We start from the raw sequence: 20365 nt of genomic DNA on the forward strand, positions 1-20365 counted from the left end.
GACACCCTATGCCCGCCGGGCTCCGGCCCAGGTCGGTCGACTACCGTTGACGACCGTGACGCGGGCGCGGCGGGTGGTGCGGCGGGGGCTCGGCTTCGGCGGGACGCTGCTGGCCACGCTGTTCTTCTGCGCCTCGATGACGCCCTCGCTGCTGCCCCGTACGTGGGAGTACCAGGGGGTGATGGGGGCCGTCACGGCGATCCTCGGCTACGGCGTGGGCGCGTCGGCCGGGGCGGCGTGCCGGGCGGTGATCCGCTACCGGCCGCCGGCGGGGTGGGTGCGGCGGGCCTGGGAGGTCATGCTGGGGATGTGCGCCGCGCTGACGGTGGCGGCGCTGTCCTACAGCTACGGCTGGCAGCGCGACCTGCGGGCGCTCATGCGCATGGACACGGAGATCACCTGGTATCCGCCGGTCATCCTGACGGTGGCGGCCGTGCTGTTCTGCGTGTTCCTGACGCTGGCCCGGCTGGTGCGGCTGGGCGCGGGCAGACTGATCGGCTGGCTGGACCGCTACGTCCCGTACCTGCTGGGACACGCGATCGGAGGGCTGATCGTGGCCTCGCTGGTGGTGGTGTTCTTCAACGACGTGCTGTTCTCCGGGTTCGTCGCCACGATGAACAACGTGTCGTCGGTCGCCAACGAGACCACGCAGGCAGGCGTGCGCCGGCCGCCGCAGGCGGCGCTGTCGGGCTCCCCGCAGTCGCTGGTGAGCTGGGACCAGCTGGGCCGCGAGGGGCGCACGTTCACCGGCGACGCGCTGACCAGGCGTGAGCTGGAGACGTTCTCCGGCCGGCCGGCCGAGCAGCCCATCAGGGTGTACGTCGGCCTGCAGGCGGCGCCCACCCCGTACGCGCGGGCCGAGCTGGCGGTGCGGGAGCTGGAGCGCACCGGGGCGTTCGAGCGGCCGGTGCTGGCCGTGCTGGGCACCACCGGCACGGGCTGGGTCGATCCGGCCATCTGCGAGTCGCTGGAGTACATGTACAACGGCGACACGGCCCTGGTCGCGGTGCAGTACTCCTACCTGCCGAGCTGGGTGTCGTTCCTGGCCGACAGGGATCGGGCTGCGGTGGCGGGCCGCGCGCTGTTCGACGCGGTCCGGGCGCGCTGGGAGCGGCTGCCCGCCGACGACCGGCCGCTGCTGCTGGTCGCGGGCGAGAGCCTGGGCGCCTACGCGATGGAGCGGGCGTTCGCCGACCTGGACGACCTGGTGGAGCGTGCGGACGGGGCGCTGTTCATCGGCCCGCCGCACGCCAACCCCATCTGGTGGGACGTCACCACCCGGCGCGATCCCGGGAGCCCGGTCTGGCGGCCGGTGTACGAGTCGGGCAAGATCGTACGGTTCGCGCAGCGGCCGGCCGACCTGGCGGGCGAGCCGCGCCCGCGGGTGGTCTATCTGCAGAACGCCTCCGACCCGGTGACGTGGTGGACGCCCCGGCTGGTCTTCGAGCGGCCGGCCTGGCTGGCGCGGCCGCGGACGCCGGACATCAACGAGCAGATGAACTGGTTCCCGCTGGTGACGTTCTGGCAGGTGCTGGGCGACATGACGTCCGGGCTGGGGGTGCCGCCCGGCCACGGCCACCGCTACGGGGCGCTCATCGTGGACGGGTGGGCGGCGGTCGCGGCCCCGCCCGGCTGGACCGCCGAGGACTCCGCGCGCCTGCGCGTCCGCGTCAGCGGGACGTGACGTCCTTGTCGGCGGACGCGTGCCGGATCGGGCGGCGCACCGCACCTGGGGCGAGCGGTTCGGGACGGCCCGACAGCCGGACGGACGAATGGAGCTGCCACGGCACGCTGGTCACCATCACGCCCGGCTTGAACAGCAGCCGCGCCTTCAGCCGGAACGCGCTCTGGTTGTGCAGCAGGTGCTCCCACCAGTGGCCGACGACGTACTCGGGGATGAAGACGGTGACCACGTCGCGCGGGGAGCGGCGGCGTACGGACTTGACGTAGTCGAGGATCGGCTGGGTGATCTCGCGGTACGGCGAGTGGAGGATCTTCAGCGGCACCTGGATGCCGAGGCGCTCCCAGTCCTCCTGCAGGCGGCGCGCGTCGGCGCCCTCGACGCCGACCGTGATCGCCTCCAGCGTGGAGGGCCGGGTGGCGCGGGCGTAGGCCAGCGCCCGCATGGTCGGCTTGTGCACCTTGGACACCAGCACGATCGCGTGGTTGCGGGCGGGCAGCGTGGACATGTCGAGGTCCTCGGTGAGCTCCAGCTCGGCCGCGATGTTGTCGTAGTGGCGCCTGATGGCCTTCATCATGAGGAACAGCAGCGGCATCGCGATGCACACGATCCACGCGCCCACGGCGAACTTGGTGACCAGCACGACCACCAGCACCAGCCCGGTCATGACGGCCCCGAAGAAGTTGATCATCCGGGACCGGTGCATCTCGTGGCGGGCCTTGAGGTCGTCCTCGGTGCGCAGCCGGCGCGTCCAGTGGATGACCATGCCGGTCTGGCTGAGCGTGAAGGAGACGAAGACGCCGACGATGTAGAGGTTGAGCAGGCGGCTGACGTCGGCCTGGAAGCCCCACAGCAGCAGGCACGCCATCAGGGCCAGGATGATGATGCCGTTGGAGAAGGCGAGCCGGTCGCCGCGGGTGTGGAGCTGGCGGGGCAGGAAGCGGTCCTGGGCCAGGATCGAGCCGAGCACCGGGAAGCCGTTGAAGGCGGTGTTCGCGGCCAGGAACAGCACCAGCGCGGTCACGCCGGACAGCACGTAGAACGGCATGGAGCCGCCGCCGAAGACCGCGTCGGCCACCTGCGAGATGATCGGCTGCTGGTGGTAGCCGGCGCCGACGGGGGTGCCGTCGGGCCGCAGCAGGTCGGTGGCGGCGACCGACGGCTCTGCCACCTTGACGCCGGAGGCCAGGCCGAGCGCGATGATGCCGCCGAACATGGCGACGGCGATCAGGCCCATCATGAGCAGCGTCTTGGCGGCGTTGCGGCTCTTGGGCTTGCGGAAGGCGGGCACGCCGTTGCTGATGGCCTCGACTCCGGTGAGCGCCGCGCAGCCGGTGGAGAAGGCTCGCAGGATCAGGAACGCCGCGGCGAAGGCGGTCAGGTCGCTCTGCTCGGCCACGATGCCGAAGTCGGCGGTGGGGGCGCGCAGGTCCATGCCGAGGAAGAGCAGCTGGTACGTGCCGACCGCGACCATGCCGAGCACGGCGATCATGAACGCGTACACGGGCACCGCGAACGCCAGCCCGGACTCGCGCAGCCCGCGCAGGTTGACCACCGTGAGCACGATCACGATGGCGATGGCCACGGCCGGCTTGTGCTGGGCGACGAACGGGATCGTGGCGCCGACGTAGTCGACGCCGTTGGCCACCGACACCGCGACCGTGAGCACGTAGTCGACCATGAGCGCGCTGGCCACGGTGAGGCCGGCGTTCTGCCCGAGGTTGGTGGAGGCCACCTCGTAGTCGCCGCCGCCGCTCGGGTAGGCGTGCACGTTCTGCCGGTACGACGCCACGACCGTGATCATCACGATGACGACGGCGATGGCGATCCACGGGCTGTAGGAGTAGAACGCGACGCCGGCGAGCGACAGGATGACGAGGATCTCCTGGGGCGCGTACGCCACGGAGGAGAGCGCGTCGCTGGCGAAGACCGGAAGCGCGAGGCGCTTGGGCAGCAGTTGCTCGTGGAGCTGGCCGCTGCGCAGCGCCCGCCCCACGAGCAGGCGTTTGACGAGATCCGATGCTTTCGCCACGTTACGGAATGCTAGCCCTCCCCATGACGCTGGCCTACGGCGCGCTCCCGGCGCCCGCCATACTGGTGTCAAGCGACCAGCAGGACCGCGAAGTGCGGGGGAGTATGCATATTGTGATCATGGGGTGTGGCCGGGTGGGCTCGACGCTCGCCCACATCCTCGAGGACAACGGTCATTCGATCGCGATCATCGATCGTGACCCCCAGGCCTTCCGGCGCCTGCGCGCCGGCTTCCGCGGCCGCCGGGTGACCGGCGTCGGCTTCGACCGTGACGTGCTCATCGAGGCCGGCATCGAGTCCGCCTCCGCCTACGTGGCCGTCTCCAGCGGCGACAACTCCAACATCATCTCCGCCCGGGTGGCCAGGGAGACGTTCGGCGTCGACAACGTGGTGGCCCGCATCTACGACCCCCGCCGGGCCGAGGTCTACCAGCGGCTCGGCATCCCCACGGTGGCCACCGTGCGGTGGACCGCCGACCAGATCCTGCGCCGCATCCTGCCGGAGGGCGCCGAACCGCTCTGGCGCGACCCGACCGGCACGGTCGTGCTCGCCGAGGTGACCGTCAACCCGTCGTGGATCGGCACCCGCGTGGTCGACCTGGAGGAGCGGACGCGGGCCCGCGCGGCGTTCATCAACCGGATGGGCGAGGCCGTGGTGATCACCGGTACGACGGTCGTGCAGGAAGGCGACGTGCTGCACGTGATCGCCGGCGAGCGCGACATGGACCGGATCAACAAGGTGCTGGCGGCGGCGCCTGAGGAGGACGAGGACTGATGCGGGTCGCCATCGCCGGAGCCGGAGCCGTCGGCCGCTCGATCGCCGCCGAGCTCCTGGAGAACGGCCACCAGGTGCTGCTCATCGACAACAACCCCAGGGCCATCAAGATCGACAGCGTGCCGCGGGCGGAGTGGCTGCTCGCCGACGCCTGCGAGATCGCCTCGCTCGACGAGGCCGGGCTCAACAACTGCCACGTGGTCGTCGCCTCCTCCGGCGACGACAAGGTCAACCTCGTGGTGTCCCTGCTGGCCAAGACCGAGTACGGGGTGCCGCGCGTGGTGGCGCGGATCAACCATCCCAACAACGAGTGGCTGTTCAACGAGTCGTGGGGGGTCGACGTGGCCGTCTCGACGCCGCGCCTGCTGAGCGCGCTCGTCGAGGAGGCGGTGAGCGTCGGCGACCTGGTGCGGCTGATGACGTTCCGCCAGGGCCAGGCCAACCTGGTCGAGCTCACGCTGGCCGAGGACGCGCCGGTGGTGGGCCAGCGGGCGGGTTCGGTCCCGTGGCCGACGGACGCCGCGCTGGTGGCGATCCTGCGTGAGGGCAGGGTGCTGGTGCCCACCGCCGACGACCCGCTGGAGGCGGGCGACGAGCTGCTGTTCGTGGCCAACCAGGAGGTGGAGCAGGAGCTGGCCCACCTGCTCTCCCAGCACTGACCACCGCGTCTCCCGGCACTGACCGCCGCGGCTCCCGGCCCCGCCCTCCCGGCGGGGGCCGGCCCGCGCGGGCTTCGCCGCCTGCGGAGGCGGGCGAGGTCAGGCGGGGGCCGGTGGTTTGATCGGGGTCCGGCCGCGGCCGAGCACCCACACCATCGCCGTCAGGGCGGCCACCTGCAGCGGCCATCCCATGGCGATCTTGGCGAAGCCGAGCGCGGCGACCGCCTCGTCACCGCCGCCGAACAGGTAGACGGGGAGCTGCACCGCCACCCGTACGATGCACGGGATCATGAGCAGCCAGGTGAGCCGGGTGCAGAGCTTGACGATGCCGGGGTCCTTGCGCCACCCGACCGGGTCGTTGGTCACCGAGCCGATGAGGAAGCCGACGACCGGCCACCGGGTGACGATCGAGATCAGCATCCCGACCGCGTAGGCGCCGTTCCACAGGATGCCGGGCAGGAAGTAGTCCTTTGCGTCCCCCGTACGGCTGGCGAAGAACGCGCCGATGGCGATGCCGATGAGGCTGTTGATGACGAACTGCGGCGTCGACCGCTGCACCAGCCGGACGAGCAGGAGCAGCACCGCCAGCGCGCCGCTGATGATGAGCGACAGCCGCAGCTCTTCGGTGGTGATCCAGGTCAGCGTGAAGGCGATCGTCGGCACGGCCGCCTCGACGATGCCCCGGACGCCGCCGAACGCCTTGGCGAGCTGGGCTCGCACCGCCGCCTCGACGGTCTCGTGGGCGACTTCTTCGGCCTCAGCACTCACCTGATCAACTCCCTGGGCGCAGCTCGTATCGCGGGTTGAACATCACCTTGCGTCCGTCCTGGATGCTCACCAGGCCCTCGGCCTTGACCGGGCGGCCCGGCTCGATGCCGATGATCTTGCGGCGGCCGAGCCAGACCAGGTCGATCACGTCGGAGCCGTCGTAGAGCTCGGCCTCCAGCGCGGGCGCCCCGCCACGTGGGCGCAGGGTGACAGTACGTAGCGTACCGGCGACGCAGAAGCGGCGGCGGCCGCCACACGCGGCGATGGGGGTGGCGCCGACCTCGTCGGCGTCCTCACGCAGTTCTTGAGCCTCGATCTCGGACTGGCTGGTGGTCAGCCGGCTGAGGAGACCGCGCAATCCCCCCCGTTTAGGAGGCTCTGCCGTACTCATGATGAATCAGCCTATGTGATGAGGCGTCCTTAGCGAATCTCGCTGATCTCCGGGCCTCGCTTGAACGGGTCGGTGTCCGGCCGCTCGGGCTCGTCGGCGGCGGGCTGGTCGCTGGGACGACGCAGCGGGATCGACTCCTCACGGGCCATCGGCTCGTCGCCGCGCACCACCACGATGTCCTTGATGAAGTCGGTGAACCCGGCGGCCAGCTCGTCGTCGACCGCCGCCCGCCCGTTGACGACGGCCAGCAGGAACCAGCGCGGCCCGTCGACGCCCAGGTAGCGGGCGGGGCGCTCGGCGCCCTCGACGGTCACCTTGCCCGCCAGCTCGATGCCGAGCGGCCCCTCGCGCTCCTCCAGCGTCTTGGCGGCGCTGCGGATCTTGGTCCTGACCTCCTCCCACAGCCCCGACGACTTGGGCGCGGCCAGCGCCTGGAGCTGCAGCGAGCTCTCCTCCCAGAGCACGACGACGCCCACGTGCTTGTCGCCCACCGAGGCGAGGCGCACGTCGAACGCCGGATTGCTGGGCAGGCGCAGCCCGCCCAGATCGATCCGTTCGGTGTCGGGGTGGGGCTCGTCGGCGTCCCACGGGCCGGACTCGCGCATGGGCGCCTGAGGGGTCACCTCGGCGGCCTGCTCCGGCTGCTCACGACGGCGACGACGGAACACTGTGTCTCACTCTCCCTGTATCAACGTCCTGTGGAACCGTGACCGCCCGTGCCCCGCACCGACTCCGGCAGCTCGCCGACCTCGCGGAAGACCGCCCTCTCCACCCGCTGGATCACCAGCTGCGCCATCCGGTCGCCGCGTCGCAGGAGGAAGGGCTCCTTCGCGTCGGTGTTGATCAAGGTCACCTTGATCTCGCCGCGGTAGCCCGCGTCGACCGTGCCGGGGGCGTTCACCAGAGTGACGCCGTGGCGCGCGGCCAGCCCGGAACGGGGATGGACGAAAGCGGCGTAGCCCTCGGGCAGCGCGATCGCCACGCCGGTCCGGATGACCGCCCGCTCCCCCGGCGACAACTCGGCGTCCTCGGCGGCGTGGAGGTCGGCGCCGGCGTCGCCCTGGTGGGCGTAGCGGGGCAGGGGCAGGCCGGGATCGAGCCGCTGGATGAGCACCTCCGGCTCGCTCACGGGTTCACCTCGTAGTCCTGATGTTCGGCTCGCAGCGCCGGGAGGTCGCCGTGCTCGGCGAAGTGCGTCATGTCCACCTCGATGAACAGCGCCGCCGCCCGGACGGCGACCGGCCCGTCGGGGGCGCCCATCCGCCCCTCCGCCTCAAGGTACGCCTTCCTGCCCCGGATCCCGGTACACCAGGCGCGCAGGTGGAGTGTCGTGCCCACGGGAACGGGGAGGAGGTAGTCGGTCTCCAGCCGGGCCGTGACATACGGCCTGCGGAGCAGCCAGATGGACATTCCGATGACCTCGTCCATGGCGGCGGCCAGCACGCCTCCGTGCGCCAGCCCCGGCGCGCCCTGGTGCGACTCCCCCACGGTGAACGTGGCCTCGACGCTCGTGCCGTCAGGCGTGACGGCGGTGATGTGCAGGCCGGTGGGATGGTCGGCGCCGCAGCCGAAGCAGCGGCTGAAATGGGAGCCGAGAGAACCGCCGGGCGGCGGTCCGTCAGGGTGGGCCGTCGGCGCCTGCGCGCCGGGCGGCGGAGTGGTCAGGGTGGAGCGGGTCACGGGTGATGAGATTACTCGCTGTCAGCACCGGCTCGTCCCGCAGCACCGGTTTTCCCGGGGCCCGCCACGCCCGCGTCCTCGGCCCCCCGGCCGGTGTCCGCCGCCTCGCCGAGCTCACGCCCGCCCGCCGGCCCTTCCACCGGCCCTTCCACCGGACCGGCCGGCCCGACGTGCAGCTCGCCGCCGGCCGCGCCCGCGGGGGCGGCGACCAGGGGGGAGGGTGGCAGGAGCGCGCGCCGGTCGGACATCAGCTCCGGCAGCGCCCGGTAGATCACCGCGGCCACCGGCACGGCCACCACGGCCCCGGCGATGCCCGCCAGGATGCCGCCCACGGACAGCACGAGGATGATCGCCAGCGGGTGGAACCTCAGCGCCCGCCCCACGATGAGGGGCTGCAGCACGTGGTTCTCCAGCTGCTGCTCGATGACCAGGATGCCGACGAAGATGAGCGCGTACACGATGCCCTTGGCGCCGAGCGTGACCAGGGTGGCGACGGTGCCGGCGAAGAAGATGCCGACGATCGGGATGAAGCTGGCGAAGAAGATCAGCACGGCCAGCGGCGCCCAGAGCGGCACGCCCATCCCGGCCAGCACCATGCCCATGATGACGCCGTGCACCGCGGCGACGAGCACGCTGCCCTGCACGTAGTGGGAGAGGGTGGTCCACGCCGCCCGGCCCGCCCTGTCGACCCGCGGCGCCACCCTTCCGAAGCCCTTGAGGAACCAGCCCCAGATCCGGTCACCGTCCTTGAGCAGGAAGAACGTGACGAAGAGCAGCAGCACGATGGAGGCGAGCACCTCGACGGCCACGGCGCCGGCGCTCAGCACCGTGCCGGTGATGGCCGTGCGCTGGGCGTCGATGAGGGCGAGCACCTCGTTGAAGTACTGGGTGATCTGCGTTTCCTGCAGGTGGAGCGGCCCGGTCACGAGCCACTCCTGCACGTCGCCCACCGTGGCCTGCACCTGCTTGACCAGGTTGGGGAACTCCTCGGTGGCGCGCGCCCCGACGAGCCACCCGGTGCCGGCCAGCACAGCCAGGGCGGCCAGCATGGTGAGCCAGGTGGCGTAGATGGGCCGGATGCCCGCCCCTCGCAGCCTCCGGGTCATCGGGAACAGCAGCGCGGTCAGCAGCAGCGCGATCGCCACCGGCAGCACGACGAAGCTGAGCCGGGCGATGATCTGCACGAAGTAGAAGACGACCACGCCGGTGAGGATCAGGCACAGGCTCCATGCGGCCATCTTGGCCAGCACGGGCGGCACGAGTTTGGTGGGGCGGTCGCTCAACACACTCCCAGACTGGCATGTTCGCGGCCGGGACGCGTACGGAAATCCGCCCGGCCTCCTTCGGAGGGGCACGTCCGTACCTTTTGGGGAGGTACGGACCCTACGAAGTATCCGCGCGACCGTCACCCAAACCCCGGCCCTCGGAGAAGACCGGCACGAGAACGCGCGGAAGCCATCCCGAAGACCCGCACGAGGAGCACCGGCCCGGGCGCCCGTGGAAGGGCGTCCCGGGCCGCGGGTCAGGTCAGCCGTACCTCGATCGAGGTCTCCTCGCCGTGCTCCAGCACGAACTCCTCGACGTTGCCGGCGGCGCACAGGTCGTCCTGGGCCGGCCGGATGAGGGCGGCCCGGGGCGAGGTGACCGCCAGCAGCGACACCTCCGCCCGCATCGACTGCTTGGCCTCGGACTTGGCCTTGCGCACCTGGCGGAGCACCTCGCAGGCGGCCTCCAGCACCGCCGGGTCGCCCGTCCCGGCGTCGGGCTCGGGCCAGGGGGCCAGGTGCACCGAGCCCTCACGCCACCAGGACCACACCTCTTCGGTCACGAACGGCAGGAACGGCGCGAACAGCCGCAGCAGCACGTCGAGCGCCCGGCGAAGGGCCTCGTGGGCCGACGCGGACGCCGGCCCGTTCTCGTAGGCCCTTGCCTTGACCAGTTCCAGGTAGTCGTCGCAGAAGGTCCAGAAGAACCGCTCGGCGGCCTCCAGCGCCCGGGTGTGGTCGTAGCCGCCGAAGGCCTCGGTCGCCTCGCGCACCGCGGCGGACAGCGCGGCGAGCATCGACCGGTCGACCGGTTCGGTGACCTCGCCGCCACCCCCGCCGCCACCCTCGCCGCCACCCTCGCCGCCGCCCTCGCCGAGCCCGAGCACGAACTTCGACGCGTTGAGGATCTTGATCGCCAGCCGCCGCCCGATCTTGAGCTGGCCCGCGTCGAAGGCGGTGTCGACGCCGTAGCGCCCGTGGGCCGCCCAGTAGCGGACCGCGTCGGAGCCGTGCTTCTCCAGCAGGTCCATGGGGGTGACCACGTTGCCCTTGGACTTGGACATCTTCTTGCGGTCGGGGTCGAGGATCCACCCGGAGATGGCCACGTCGCTCCACGGCAGGTCGCCGAACTCCAGGTGGGACCGGACCACGGTGGCGAACAGCCAGGTGCGGATGATCTCGTGGGACTGCGGGCGCAGGTCGGCCGGATGGACGCGCCGGAACAGGTCGTCGTCGCTCTCCCAGCGCCCGGCGATCTGCGGCGTGAGCGACGAGGTGGCCCAGGTGTCCATGACGTCCGGGTCGGCCATGAACCCGCCGGGCACGCCCCGCTGGTCCTCGGTGTAGCCGGGCGGGGTGTCAGACGACGGGTCGACCGGCAGCGCGTCCTCCGGCGGCGTGATCGGCTCGTCGTAGACCGGCTGCCCGTCCTGGCCGAGGGGGTACCACACCGGGAACGGCACGCCGAAGAACCGCTGGCGGGAGATCAGCCAGTCGCCGGCCAGGCCGCCCACCCAGTTGTCGTAGCGGGCCCGCATGTGCGGCGGGTGCCAGGCCAGCTCGCGCCCGCGCGCCAGCAGCCGTTCGCGCAGCGCCTCGTCGCGGCCGCCGTTGCGGATGTACCACTGGCGGGTGGTGACGATCTCGAGCGGCTTGTCGCCCCGCTCGTAGAACTTCACCGGCCGCCGCACCGGCCGGGGCTCACCCTCCAGGTCGCCGGACTCGCGCAGCAGCTCGACGACGCGCTCGCGGGCGCTGTGGACGGTCTTGCCGGCCAGCTCCTTGTACGGGCCGGTCTCGACGCCCTCCGGCGGCTCGGCCAGCAGCCGGCCGTCCCAGCCGATGACCGGGCGGGTCGGCAGGTCGAGCTCGCGCCACCAGGTCACGTCGGTGACGTCGCCGAACGTGCAGATCATCGCGATGCCGGTGCCCTTGTCGGGCTCGGCGAGGTGGTGGGCCAGCACCGGCACCTCGGCGCCGAACAGCGGGGTGAGTACGGAGGTGCCGAACAGCGGCCGGTAGCGCTCGTCGTCGGGGTGGGCGACCAGCGCCACGCAGGCCGGGATCAGCTCCGGCCTGGTGGTCTCGATCCAGACCGGGCCCTGCTCGCCGTAGAACGAGATCTTGTGGAAGGCGCCGGGCCACTCCCGGTCCTCCAGCTCGGCCTGGGCGACGGCGGTGCGGAAGGTGACGTCCCACAGGGTCGGCGCCTCGGCGAGGTAGGCCTCGTCGCGGCGCAGGTTGCGCAGGAAGGCCCGCTGCGACACCCGGCGGGACTCGTCGCTGATCGTGGTGTAGAGCAGCGACCAGTCGACCGACAGGCCGACCCGCCGCCACACCTCCTCGAAAGCCTGCTCGTCGATCTCCGTCAGCTTGTGGCAGAGTTCCACGAAGTTGCGCCGCGAAATGGAGATTTCGCGTTTGCCGGGCTTGTCCGGTGGCACGAAGTCGGGGTCGTACGGCAACGACGGATCGCAGCGCACACCGTAGACGTTCTGCACGCGGCGCTCGGTGGGCAGTCCGTTGTCGTCCCAGCCGATCGGGTAGAACACCGACTTGCCGATCATGCGCTGGTAGCGCGCCATGATGTCGGTGTGGGTGAAGGAGAAGACGTGACCCACGTGCAGGGATCCGGAGACGGTGGGCGGCGGGGTGTCGATCGAGTAGACCTGCTCACGCGGCTTCGACCGGTCGAACCGGTAGGTGCCCTGCTCGTCCCAGCGGGCTACCCATACCTGCTCCAGGCCGTCGAGAGTCGGTTTCTCGGGCATGGGCGCATGGCCTGGTCGCTGCTGAGTCATGCCTCCTCATGGTACGGCTTGCCGAGAGCCGGCCACGACAGAGACTAGGGTTCGTTACAAAGGGGAAGGAGAAGATCGCATGGCGGATGACAAGCCCGACGTCGCCTGGCGGGTCGTCGGAGGTCTGGTGGGCCTGGCGACGGCCTGGGCGGCCCGCAAGCTGCTCGGGTTCGCCTGGGTGAAGGCGACCGGCAAGGAGCCGCCCATCGACCCGGACTCCCCCGAGGTCAGCATGGGTGAGGCCATCGGTTACGCGGTGGTGATGGGCGTCGGCATGTCCGTCGCCCAGATCGTGGTCAACCGGACCGCCAAGAAGCGCTATGACTCGTGGCGGGCTCTGAAGCAGCAGGTGACTCCAAAGAGTTGAGGAACTCACCGGCCCAGCGGTCCACGTCGTAGGTGGCGACCCGGCGGCGCATCGTACGCATCCGCCGGGCCAGCTCGTGCGGCGTGGCCCGCATGGCGGCCAGCATCTGGCGCTTGACGCCCTCCACGTCGTACGGGTTGACCAGGAACGCCTGCCGCAGCTCGTCGGCCGCCCCGGCGAACTCGCTGAGCACCAGCGCCCCGTGCAGGTCGTGGTGGCAGGAGACGTACTCCTTGGCGACCAGGTTCATCCCGTCGCGCAGCGGCGTGACCACCATGACGTCGGCGGCCAGGTAGAGCGCGGCCAGCTCGTCCTTCGGGTACGACTGGTGGAAGTACTGGATGGGCTGGCTGCCGAACTCCGAGGTCTCGCCGTTGATCCGGCCCACCTGCAGCTCGATGTCGTCGCGCAGCCGCCGGTACTCCTCCACCCGCTCCCTGCTGGGCGTGGCGATCTGCACGAACACCGCCTCGCCGGGGGTGATCAGGCCGTCCTTGAGCAGCTCGCCGAACGCCTCCAGCCGCTGCCCGATGCCCTTGGTGTAGTCGAGCCGGTCCACGCCGAGCAGCACGTGCTCGGGGTCGCCCAGCTCCATCCTGATCTCCTTGGCGCGGGAGACGACCTCCGGCCGGCGCACCATCTCGTCCAGCTCGCCGAAGTCCACGCTGATCGGGAACGCCTGCGTACGGACGACGCGGTCCTCCAGGAAGATCTCGTTGCCCTTGTACGGGACGCCGAGCAGCCGGCGGCACAGCCTGCGGAAGTTCGCCGCCCCGCCGGGCAGCTGGAAGCCCACCAGGTCGGCGCCGAGCAGGCCCTGCACCAGCTCGCGCCGCCACGGCAGCTGCCAGAACAGCTCGACCGGGGGGAACGGGATGTGCAGGAAGAAGCCGATGCGCAGGTCGGGCCGCAGCTCGCGCAGCATGGAGGGGACCAGCTGCAGCTGGTAGTCCTGCACCCAGACGACCGCGCCCTCCTCCGCGTGCTCGGCGGCGGCGCGGGCGAAGCGCTCGTTGACCGCCCGGTACGCCTCCCACATCCGCCGCTCGAACACCGGCGTCGCCACCACGTCGTGGTAGAGAGGCCAGAGCGTCGCGTTGGAGAAACCCTCGTAGTAGAGCTCGATCTCCTCGGCCGAGAGCGGGATGGAGATCAGGTGCATCCCGTCCTGCTCGAACGGTTCGAGCTCCTCGTCCGGCGCTCCCGACCAGCCCAGCCATGCGCCGTGGCGCCTCTGCATGACCGGCGCTATGGCGGTCACGAGACCGCCGGGGCTCCTGCGCCACGAGGCCGTTCCGTCTTGCTCGACGACCCGGTCGACCGGCAACCGGTTCGCGACGATCAGAAACGAACTACGGCCAACCACCCAAATCCTCCTAGGGCTCACTGTCACGAAAGGCGCGACGCGCGCCTCACAGCGGCCGCCACCGACTCCGGCCCCGCATGGGGGATGGTCGCGGCGATGTGGGCATCGGGCCTGACGATCCACGCCTCACCGGGTCCGGCGCCGAGTCTCTCAGCGAGCTTGCCGAACCCGTCCATCTCCGCGAGCTCGCGAACGGCGAGCGGCGCCGTACAGACCTTGCCCAAGACCTGCGCAAACAAACCCGAATCACACATTTCGCCCAGGAGTATCAGGAAACCGTTCCTGCAAGATTGCCGCAGTCTTCCCCCTGGCACCGGCAGGTCCGGCAGGATCACCCCGGGCCCCGGGTCGCACGACGCCCCCTTGGCCGGCCTGCCCCGGAACGGCCGCCCCGGGTCGGGGGTGGTGAGCGGCGAGTCCACGTACCAGAAGGGCTCGGCGAACCGCCCGGAATCCACCCCGGCGGGCCGCCCGGTGGCCAGCGCCTCCTCCAGCGCCGCCCGCCTGCGCGCCCGCTCCTCGTCCGTGCGGGGCGCGAGGAAGCGCATGGTGGCCGCGGTCACCTCCAGGTTCTCCAGGGCGGCCGCGTGCCGTTCGAGGTGGTACGTCTCCAGCAGGTCCTCCGGCGCCCACCCGTTCAGCACGAACGCGAGCTTCCAGGCCGCGTTCTCCGCGTCGGGCACCCCGGAGTTGAGTCCGCGCGCCCCGAACGGCGCCACCAGGTGGGCGCAGTCACCGGCCAGCAGCACCCGGCCGGCCCGCATCCGCGACGCCACCCGCGCGTGGAAGCGGTAGGTGGTCTGCCACAGCAGCTCGTAGTCGCGGTCCCCGACGATCATGCGGATCTTCTCCGCCACCTCCTCCCCGGTCGGGGCGGAGTGCGACGGGATCTGCCAGTCGATCCGGTAGGTCGAACCGGGGCACGGGTGGATGAGCACCTGACGGCCGGGGTTCCACACCGGGTCGAAGTGGAAGCGCCGCTCGTGCTCCCAGCCGGGCAGGTCGGCGCGGATGTCGCAGATGAGGAACCGGTCGGCGAACGACTCGCCGTCGAACGTCACCCCCAGCGCCCGCCGCAGCCCCTCGGCGCGGGAGCCCGCGCAGAGCACCGCGTACGGGGCGCGCAGCACGCGCTCGCCGCAGCGCACGGTGACGCGCTCGCCGTCCTGCTCCAGGCCGGTGACCTGGTGGTCCCAGCGCAGCTCGGCCAGCGGCTGGGCGGCCAGGGCCGCGTCGAGGATCTCCTCGGTGCGGGTCTGGGAGAGGTTCACACAGGCCGGCAGCGCCCCCTCGCCCGGCGGGCCGCCGAACGTCCACGAGAACAGCTCCTCGCCCCGGTAGTACGTGCGGGCCGTGGTCCAGGCCAGCCCTTCCTCTGCGATCCGGCCGGCCCCGCAGGCCGCCCAGATGTCGAGCACGTCGCGCTGCTGGCAGATCGAGCGCGACCCGGCCGGCTCACGGCCGGGCCGCTGGTCGACCACCAGCACCCGCACTCCCCAGCGGGCCAGCAGCAGCGCCGCCGTCAGCCCGACCGGCCCGGCGCCGACCACGATGACCTGCGCGTCCGTCACCGCTCCTCCTCAGTCCTGCAGCCGCGCCCACACCTCGCGGTCGCGCTCCGCCGTCCACACGCGCGGGCGCTCCACCCCGTCCAGCTCGTCCCACAGCCGCGAGACGTTGAACGGCAGGCAGTGCTCGAAGATCGGCCAGGCGCCGTAGCGCGGGGCGAGCGCCCGATGGGTGCGTTCGAACGCCTCCTTCAGCGTGCCGCCGCGCTCGCGCACCCCGCCCGTCTCGCGCAGCATGACCCGCAGGAAGTCGCGGGTCTGCGCGATCGCCGCGTCCACCTCGGCCCGGCCGTGCGCCACCGCTCCCCTGCCCCCGACCAGCGTCTGAGCGCCGAACGCGGCCACCCGGTCCAGCGTCGCCCCCGCCCAGTCGCGGTGGAAGGCGTCACCGGTGTAGAGCGCCGCCCGCGACTCCACCAGATCACCGGCGAACAGGACGCGCCGCCGCGGCAGCCAGGCCACCAGATCGCCCTCGGTGTGGCCGCGCCCGCAGTGGTGCAACTCCAGCACCCCCCGGTCGCCGCCCAGGTCGATGCTCACCCGGTCGCCGAACGTGAGCGTCGGCCAGGTCAGCCCGGGGATCGACGACGGCTCCTTGAACAGCCGCGGCATGCGGGCGTACTCGCTGGCCCAGTCCTCCGCGCCGCGCTCGGCGATCAGCTCGCGGGTCTTCTCGTGCGCCACGATCACGTCCGCGCCGAACGCCGAGGCGCCCAGCACCCGGACCGCGTGATAGTGCGAGAGCACCAGGTGGCGGACCGGCTTGTCCGTGCGCTCCCGCAGCAGCGTCAGCCACTCGCGGGCGGCCACGGGGGTCGCCAGGGCCTCGAAGCAGACCAGGAAGTCCTCGCCCTCGACGGCGCCGACGTTGGGGTCGCCCTCGGCCGTCAGCACGTGGACGCCGGGGGCGGGCTCCTCGAAGGAGCGGGTCTTGTCGGCGAGATCCGCCGACGAGGCGAACGGCTTGGCCATGATGCTCCTGACGCGGGGTTGGCGTACCCGTCGATGTACCCGCGCGCGGGATCAGGTCCACGCAGGATCGGAGTCAGACCCTTTCAGGCCTGGGCCGGCCAGGCCTGCCCCCCTGTCCTCGACAGGGGGGTGGGTGAGAGATGGAGTGAGGGGCATCGACGGCGGGGTGCCGGGGGCGGAGGGCTACGGGCTGAGGGGTCGTGGCGTCTCGCCGGAGGGCAGGGGGCCCTTGATCCTCAGGTCGCCGCGGATGGCGGCGCCGAGCTTCTTGGTGGCCATGCGGTTGAGGGTGCCGCCGGCCACCGCGCCGGTGAGGAACGGGCCCAGGGTCGTCAGGTGACGGCCGAGGACCCGCATCAGGCGGTTGCGCAGCGCCGTCTTGGTCGCGGCGCCGAGCGCCAGGGTCACGGAGGCGGGGGCGAGGGGGTCGATCCCGCGCTGCCTGGCCCAGGCGGCCGTGAACGCGACCGCGCGCTGGGTGCCGGTGCCCTCGACGTGCACCCCGTACACCTCGTGCAGTTCCGCGAGGAGCTTGACCTCGATGGCGGCCACCACGATGGTCTCGGCGACGAGCTGGGCGGGGGCGGAGAGGAGGAGAGGAGGCGCGGCGAACTCGGCGGCGGCGAGCGCGCCGCCGATGGCGCCGACCGTCATCGTGGCCTTCATGGCGTTGCGCACCAGGTCGTCGGCGAGCTCCTCGCCGGTCAGGCCGTGATGGTGCTGAGAGAGGGTATGGAGGTCTCTGATGGGGATGCGGGGGGCGATGTTGAGGAAGACGTCGGCCAGCCAGCGGCCGCGGCCGACTCCGGACTTCCCGGCCTTGGCGGCGCCTTCGGACAGGGCGCGCGTCAGTCGGCCGAGCAGCCTGCGCCGCTCGGCCGGCTCCAGCTCACCGGACGCGGTGAGCCGGCCCACGAGCTCGCCGACCTCTTGACCGGGGCCGGCGTTCTCGTCTTCTGGATGTCGATCAGTCGATGCCACGCGTATGCCTCCTCGATCAGGCGGCGCACTCCCGGCAGATCTGCTGGCCGTTCTTCTCCGAGGCCAGCTGACTGCGGTGATGCACCAGGAAGCAGCGCGCGCAGGTGAACTCGTCAGCCTGGCGCGGGATGACGCGCAGGCTGAGCTCCTCGTTCGACAGATCCGCACCGGGCAGCTCCAGCGACTCGGCCAGGTCGGTCTCGTCGATGTCGATGCTGCCAGACGACTTGTCCGTGCGCCGCGCCTGGAGTTCCTGAAGGCTGTCCTCGCCCAGGTCGTCGTCGGTCTTGCGCGGGCTGTCGTAGTCGGTAGCCATCGTGCTTACTCCATCCCCCTCATCAATATGTCGTCGCGCTCGTCGCGCGTCTTTCAACGTACGGGAAGCTCGTCTTGTGCCCGTTCGCCGGGAGATTTCCTCTCGGTACCCCGAGGGAACGGACGCCGAACCTCCCAACACGTCAGGGCCTGCTGCCGATGGCAGTGGTTAGCCAAATATGGCGAAACCCACAGCCTTGGCGTCATGCGCCACCGTGTTCGACGGCACATCCAACCACATGTACGACGCGAACGAGACGCCCCCCGTGGGGCAACACGCCGGATCAACGCCGCGGCAGCCTGATGGTCACCACAAGTCCGCCACCCTCCCGCGGCACCGCGTGGACGTTGCCGCCGTGAGCCTGCACCACAGCACGGACGATGGACAGCCCCAGACCCGCTCCCTTGGCCGAATCCAGCCGGTCGGCGTTGAGCCTCCTGAACGGTTCGAACAGGCTGTTCACCTCGTACGCGGGGACATGCTGCCCCGTGTTGGCCACCTGAACAACCAAGGCACCGTCTACCATTCCCGTCCGAATCCAGACTTTTCCGTTTTCGGGAAGGTTGTACTTGACGGCGTTCTCCAGCAGATTGCTGACCGACCGTTCCAGGAGAACCGGATCGCCGATGGTAGGCGCGCTTACCAGTTCGGTGGTGACCGTGACGCCGTGCTCATCGGCGAACGGCGTCACCTGGTCCACCGCCGTCTGCGCGACCTCCTTGACGTCCACCGGCTTGCGCACCGCCAGTTCGCGCTCGCTCCTGGCCAGCAGCAGCAGGCCCTCGATGAGCTTCTCGTTGCGGGCGTTGACCTCCAGGAGGGTGCGCCCGAGCGCCTTGAGGTCCTCCGACGCCTCCGGATCGGACAGCGCGATCTCCAGCACGGTCCGGTTGATCGTCAGCGGCGTGCGCAGCTCGTGGGAGGCGTTGGCGACGAACCTGCGCTGGGCGTCGAAGGCGACGTTGAGCCGGGTGAGCATGTCGTCGAAGGTGTCGGCCAGCTCCTTCAGCTCGTCGTCCGGTCCTTCCAGGCCGATGCGCTGGTGGGCCAGCGTGCTCTCGGAGAGCTTGCGGGCGGTGGAGGTCATCTGGGTGACCGGCCGCAGCGCCCGGTCGGCGACGAAGTAGCCGAGCATGAGCGCGAGGATGCCGACGCCCAGCAGGGCCAGGATGGACTGCCTGACGAGGGTGTCGAGCACCTCGTTGATCTGGTTGACCTGCAGCAGCTGGACCTGCTGCTCCAGGTCGGCCGCGAACTCCGGCGAGATGTAGCCGGGCACCCGCAGCCGGTACTCGAACCCGGTGTAGAGCGTCGACCGGACGATGAAGTACATCACCACCAGCAGCATCGCGCCGGCCGCGGAGAACATCGCACTGTAGGTGAGCGTGAGCCGCCAGCGGATGCTGACCTTCCCCGTCAGCCCTTTGATTCCCCGGATGGCGCCGCCCGCCATGGGCCCGTACTCGGGCGGCGGCGGGCCGTCCCAGACCGGCGGACCGCTCGGCGGCGGCGCGCCGGGGCTGCCCGTGTCACCAGAGCCGCCCGGGTCGCCCGGCCGGGCGGAGCGCGCCGCCCGGTGCGAGTGCGGGCTGATCATCGGGTGCGTCGGCACCGACTCCCGGTCCGGCTCCCGATCAGACCGTTCCGTCACAACTTGTACCCCACGCCGGGCACGGTCTCGATCACCTGAGGCTCGCCCAGCTTCTTCCGCAGCGTCATCATGGTCACCCGCACCACGTTGGTGAACGGGTCGATGTTCTCGTCCCAGGCCTTGTCGAGCAGGTCCTCCTGGCTGACCACCGCGCCCTCGGCGCGCATCAGCTCCTCCAGGACGGCGAACTCCTTCTTGGTCAGCACGATCTCCCGGCCGTCGCGCTCGACCAGCCGCTTGCCCGGGTCGAGCCGGATGCCGGCGCGCTCAAGCACGGGCGGCAGGGCCGGCGCCGACCTGCGGCCGAGCGCCCGCACCCGCGCCACCAGCTCGATGAACACGAACGGCTTGGCGAGGTAGTCGTCGGCGCCCAGGCCGAGCCCCTCCACCTTGTCGTCAACGTCGCCGGAGGCGGTCAGCATGAGGATCCGGGAGCTGGTGCGCTGCTGGACCAGCCGCCGGCAGACCTCGTCGCCGTGCACGACCGGCAGGTCGCGGTCCAGCACGATCACGTCGTAGTCGATGTAGGAGGTGCGTTCCAGCGCCCCGCCGCCGTCGTAGGCGACGTCCACGGCCATGGCCTCGCGTCGCAGCCCCGTCGCGATAGCGTCGGCGAGAACCTTCTCATCCTCGACCACCAGTACGCGCACGCTGTCACACCTTCCTCCGATTGTGATGACTCATTGTGCCCGCCCTTTCGATAAGCGCACGGTAAGCGATGTCCAGGGGCAGGTGACACAGACCACAAGGAAATCCATGTTTCGGACGACGAGGGGTCTGGGTATGCCAGCGAAACACCCCATGCGCCCGCGTCCCCTCCGGGCCCTGTGCGGCGGGTGCGCCTTCGCCCCGCGAGGGGCCGAACCCTGAGAGAGTAGGTGAGATGGGCGAGTTCACGACCACGATCGAAAGCCGCCTCGACCAGGCTTACAAGGGTCTTCGCGAAGCCAGGAGCGCCGGTGACGACTACCTCGCCGACACCCTCACCGCCGAGATCGAGGATCTGCGCCGCCTGGCGGACGATCACGGTATCCCGCTGCCACGATGACGTGGCCGCGCTGACGCGGTAGGCAGACGGCCGGTGCCCGGGAGGA

General features: G+C 71.0%; 20 protein-coding genes. 5 read left to right on the plus strand and 15 right to left on the minus strand.

Translation table 11 applies throughout. From position 1 onward, the window contains the following. Positions 1-55: 55 nt before the first annotated feature. Positions 56-1684 (plus strand): alpha/beta hydrolase, encoded by a 1629-nt coding sequence (locus tag ACQEUU_RS27765; protein WP_433071364.1) that lies wholly within the window; start codon positions 56-58, stop codon positions 1682-1684. On the opposite strand, the gene ACQEUU_RS27770 is transcribed toward ACQEUU_RS27765, so the two are convergent. Continuing rightward, a complete protein-coding gene (locus tag ACQEUU_RS27770) occupies positions 1671-3713 on the minus strand; it encodes an APC family permease (protein ID WP_433071366.1) in 2043 nt (680 codons plus the stop codon). The two genes, ACQEUU_RS27765 and ACQEUU_RS27770, sit on opposite strands and share 14 nt — an antisense overlap. Before the next feature lie 104 nt (positions 3714-3817). Between ACQEUU_RS27770 and ACQEUU_RS27775 the strand changes: the two genes are divergently transcribed. Then, positions 3818-4486, plus strand: coding sequence for a potassium channel family protein (locus ACQEUU_RS27775; RefSeq protein WP_433071368.1), 669 nt, complete (start codon positions 3818-3820; stop codon positions 4484-4486). After that, positions 4486-5145, plus strand: coding sequence for a potassium channel family protein (locus tag ACQEUU_RS27780; RefSeq protein ID WP_433071371.1), 660 nt, complete (start codon positions 4486-4488; stop codon positions 5143-5145). Before ACQEUU_RS27775 ends, ACQEUU_RS27780 begins: the two co-directional genes overlap by 1 nt. A 99-nt stretch (positions 5146-5244) precedes the next feature. Here the strand turns inward: ACQEUU_RS27780 and ACQEUU_RS27785 are convergent, their stop codons facing one another. The 7 genes from ACQEUU_RS27785 to valS form a co-directional block, all read right to left on the minus strand. After that, positions 5245-5913: a DUF3159 domain-containing protein gene (locus ACQEUU_RS27785; RefSeq protein ID WP_433071373.1), complete on the minus strand. Its 669-nt coding sequence runs from the start codon at positions 5911-5913 to the stop codon at positions 5245-5247. Positions 5914-5917: 4 nt separating this feature from the next. Beyond that, positions 5918-6304, minus strand: coding sequence for an OB-fold nucleic acid binding domain-containing protein (locus ACQEUU_RS27790; protein ID WP_433071374.1), 387 nt, complete (start codon positions 6302-6304; stop codon positions 5918-5920). A gap of 29 nt (positions 6305-6333) precedes the next feature. Next, on the minus strand, positions 6334-6972 hold the full coding sequence (locus ACQEUU_RS27795) for a DUF3710 domain-containing protein (protein WP_433071376.1): 639 nt from the start codon (positions 6970-6972) through the stop codon (positions 6334-6336). Positions 6973-6992: 20 nt separating this feature from the next. Next, entirely contained in the window at positions 6993-7433 is a 441-nt protein-coding gene (gene dut / locus ACQEUU_RS27800; protein WP_433071378.1) for a dUTP diphosphatase, read from the minus strand. After that, the gene (locus ACQEUU_RS27805) at positions 7430-7984 is read right to left on the minus strand and encodes a PaaI family thioesterase (protein WP_433071380.1); all 555 of its coding nucleotides are present in this window, start codon (positions 7982-7984) and stop codon (positions 7430-7432) included. Before ACQEUU_RS27805 ends, dut begins: the two co-directional genes overlap by 4 nt. Positions 7985-7995: 11 nt before the next feature. Next, positions 7996-9270 (minus strand): AI-2E family transporter, encoded by a 1275-nt coding sequence (locus ACQEUU_RS27810; RefSeq protein ID WP_433071382.1) that lies wholly within the window; start codon positions 9268-9270, stop codon positions 7996-7998. A gap of 236 nt (positions 9271-9506) precedes the next feature. Then, positions 9507-12020, minus strand: coding sequence for a valine--tRNA ligase (valS, locus tag ACQEUU_RS27815; protein WP_433071384.1), 2514 nt, complete (start codon positions 12018-12020; stop codon positions 9507-9509). Between the two features lie 109 nt (positions 12021-12129). Between valS and ACQEUU_RS27820 the strand changes: the two genes are divergently transcribed. After that, positions 12130-12417, plus strand: a complete 288-nt coding sequence (locus ACQEUU_RS27820) for a DUF4235 domain-containing protein (RefSeq protein WP_433071386.1) — start codon at positions 12130-12132, stop codon at positions 12415-12417. Here ACQEUU_RS27820 and ACQEUU_RS27825 read toward each other — a convergent pair. The 7 genes from ACQEUU_RS27825 to ACQEUU_RS27855 all read right to left on the minus strand — a co-directional run bounded on the left by ACQEUU_RS27825 (position 12347) and on the right by ACQEUU_RS27855 (position 19921). After that, a complete protein-coding gene (locus tag ACQEUU_RS27825) occupies positions 12347-13783 on the minus strand; it encodes an alpha,alpha-trehalose-phosphate synthase (UDP-forming) (protein WP_433071388.1) in 1437 nt (478 codons plus the stop codon). The genes ACQEUU_RS27820 and ACQEUU_RS27825 overlap by 71 nt on opposite strands. A gap of 23 nt (positions 13784-13806) precedes the next feature. Next, positions 13807-15354, minus strand: a complete 1548-nt coding sequence (locus ACQEUU_RS27830; RefSeq protein ID WP_433071390.1) for an FAD-dependent monooxygenase — start codon at positions 15352-15354, stop codon at positions 13807-13809. A gap of 9 nt (positions 15355-15363) precedes the next feature. Next, positions 15364-16323: an MBL fold metallo-hydrolase gene (locus tag ACQEUU_RS27835; protein ID WP_433071392.1), complete on the minus strand. Its 960-nt coding sequence runs from the start codon at positions 16321-16323 to the stop codon at positions 15364-15366. 183 nt (positions 16324-16506) lie between these two features. Further along, positions 16507-17304, minus strand: a complete 798-nt coding sequence (locus ACQEUU_RS27840; RefSeq protein ID WP_433071394.1) for a hypothetical protein — start codon at positions 17302-17304, stop codon at positions 16507-16509. Positions 17305-17320: 16 nt separating this feature from the next. Next, entirely contained in the window at positions 17321-17620 is a 300-nt protein-coding gene (locus tag ACQEUU_RS27845; protein WP_148030302.1) for a DUF4193 domain-containing protein, read from the minus strand. Positions 17621-17903: 283 nt separating this feature from the next. Continuing rightward, positions 17904-19271 carry a sensor histidine kinase gene (locus ACQEUU_RS27850; RefSeq protein WP_433071396.1) on the minus strand — a complete coding sequence of 456 codons (1368 nt, stop codon included), beginning with the start codon at positions 19269-19271 and terminating at the stop codon, positions 17904-17906. Then, a complete protein-coding gene (locus tag ACQEUU_RS27855) occupies positions 19268-19921 on the minus strand; it encodes a response regulator transcription factor (protein WP_270153831.1) in 654 nt (217 codons plus the stop codon). The genes ACQEUU_RS27850 and ACQEUU_RS27855 overlap by 4 nt, the downstream gene beginning before the upstream one ends. A 233-nt stretch (positions 19922-20154) precedes the next feature. Here ACQEUU_RS27855 and ACQEUU_RS27860 point away from each other — a divergent pair, with 233 nt between their 5' ends. Further along, complete coding sequence (locus ACQEUU_RS27860) at positions 20155-20319, plus strand: hypothetical protein (RefSeq protein ID WP_270153832.1); 165 nt, start codon at positions 20155-20157, stop codon at positions 20317-20319. The last annotated feature ends 46 nt before the right edge of the window (positions 20320-20365 follow it).

The organism is Nonomuraea sp. CA-218870 (genome assembly GCF_050936535.1).
In the GTDB taxonomy this organism is placed as follows: Bacteria; Actinomycetota; Actinomycetes; order Streptosporangiales; family Streptosporangiaceae; genus Nonomuraea; species Nonomuraea corallina.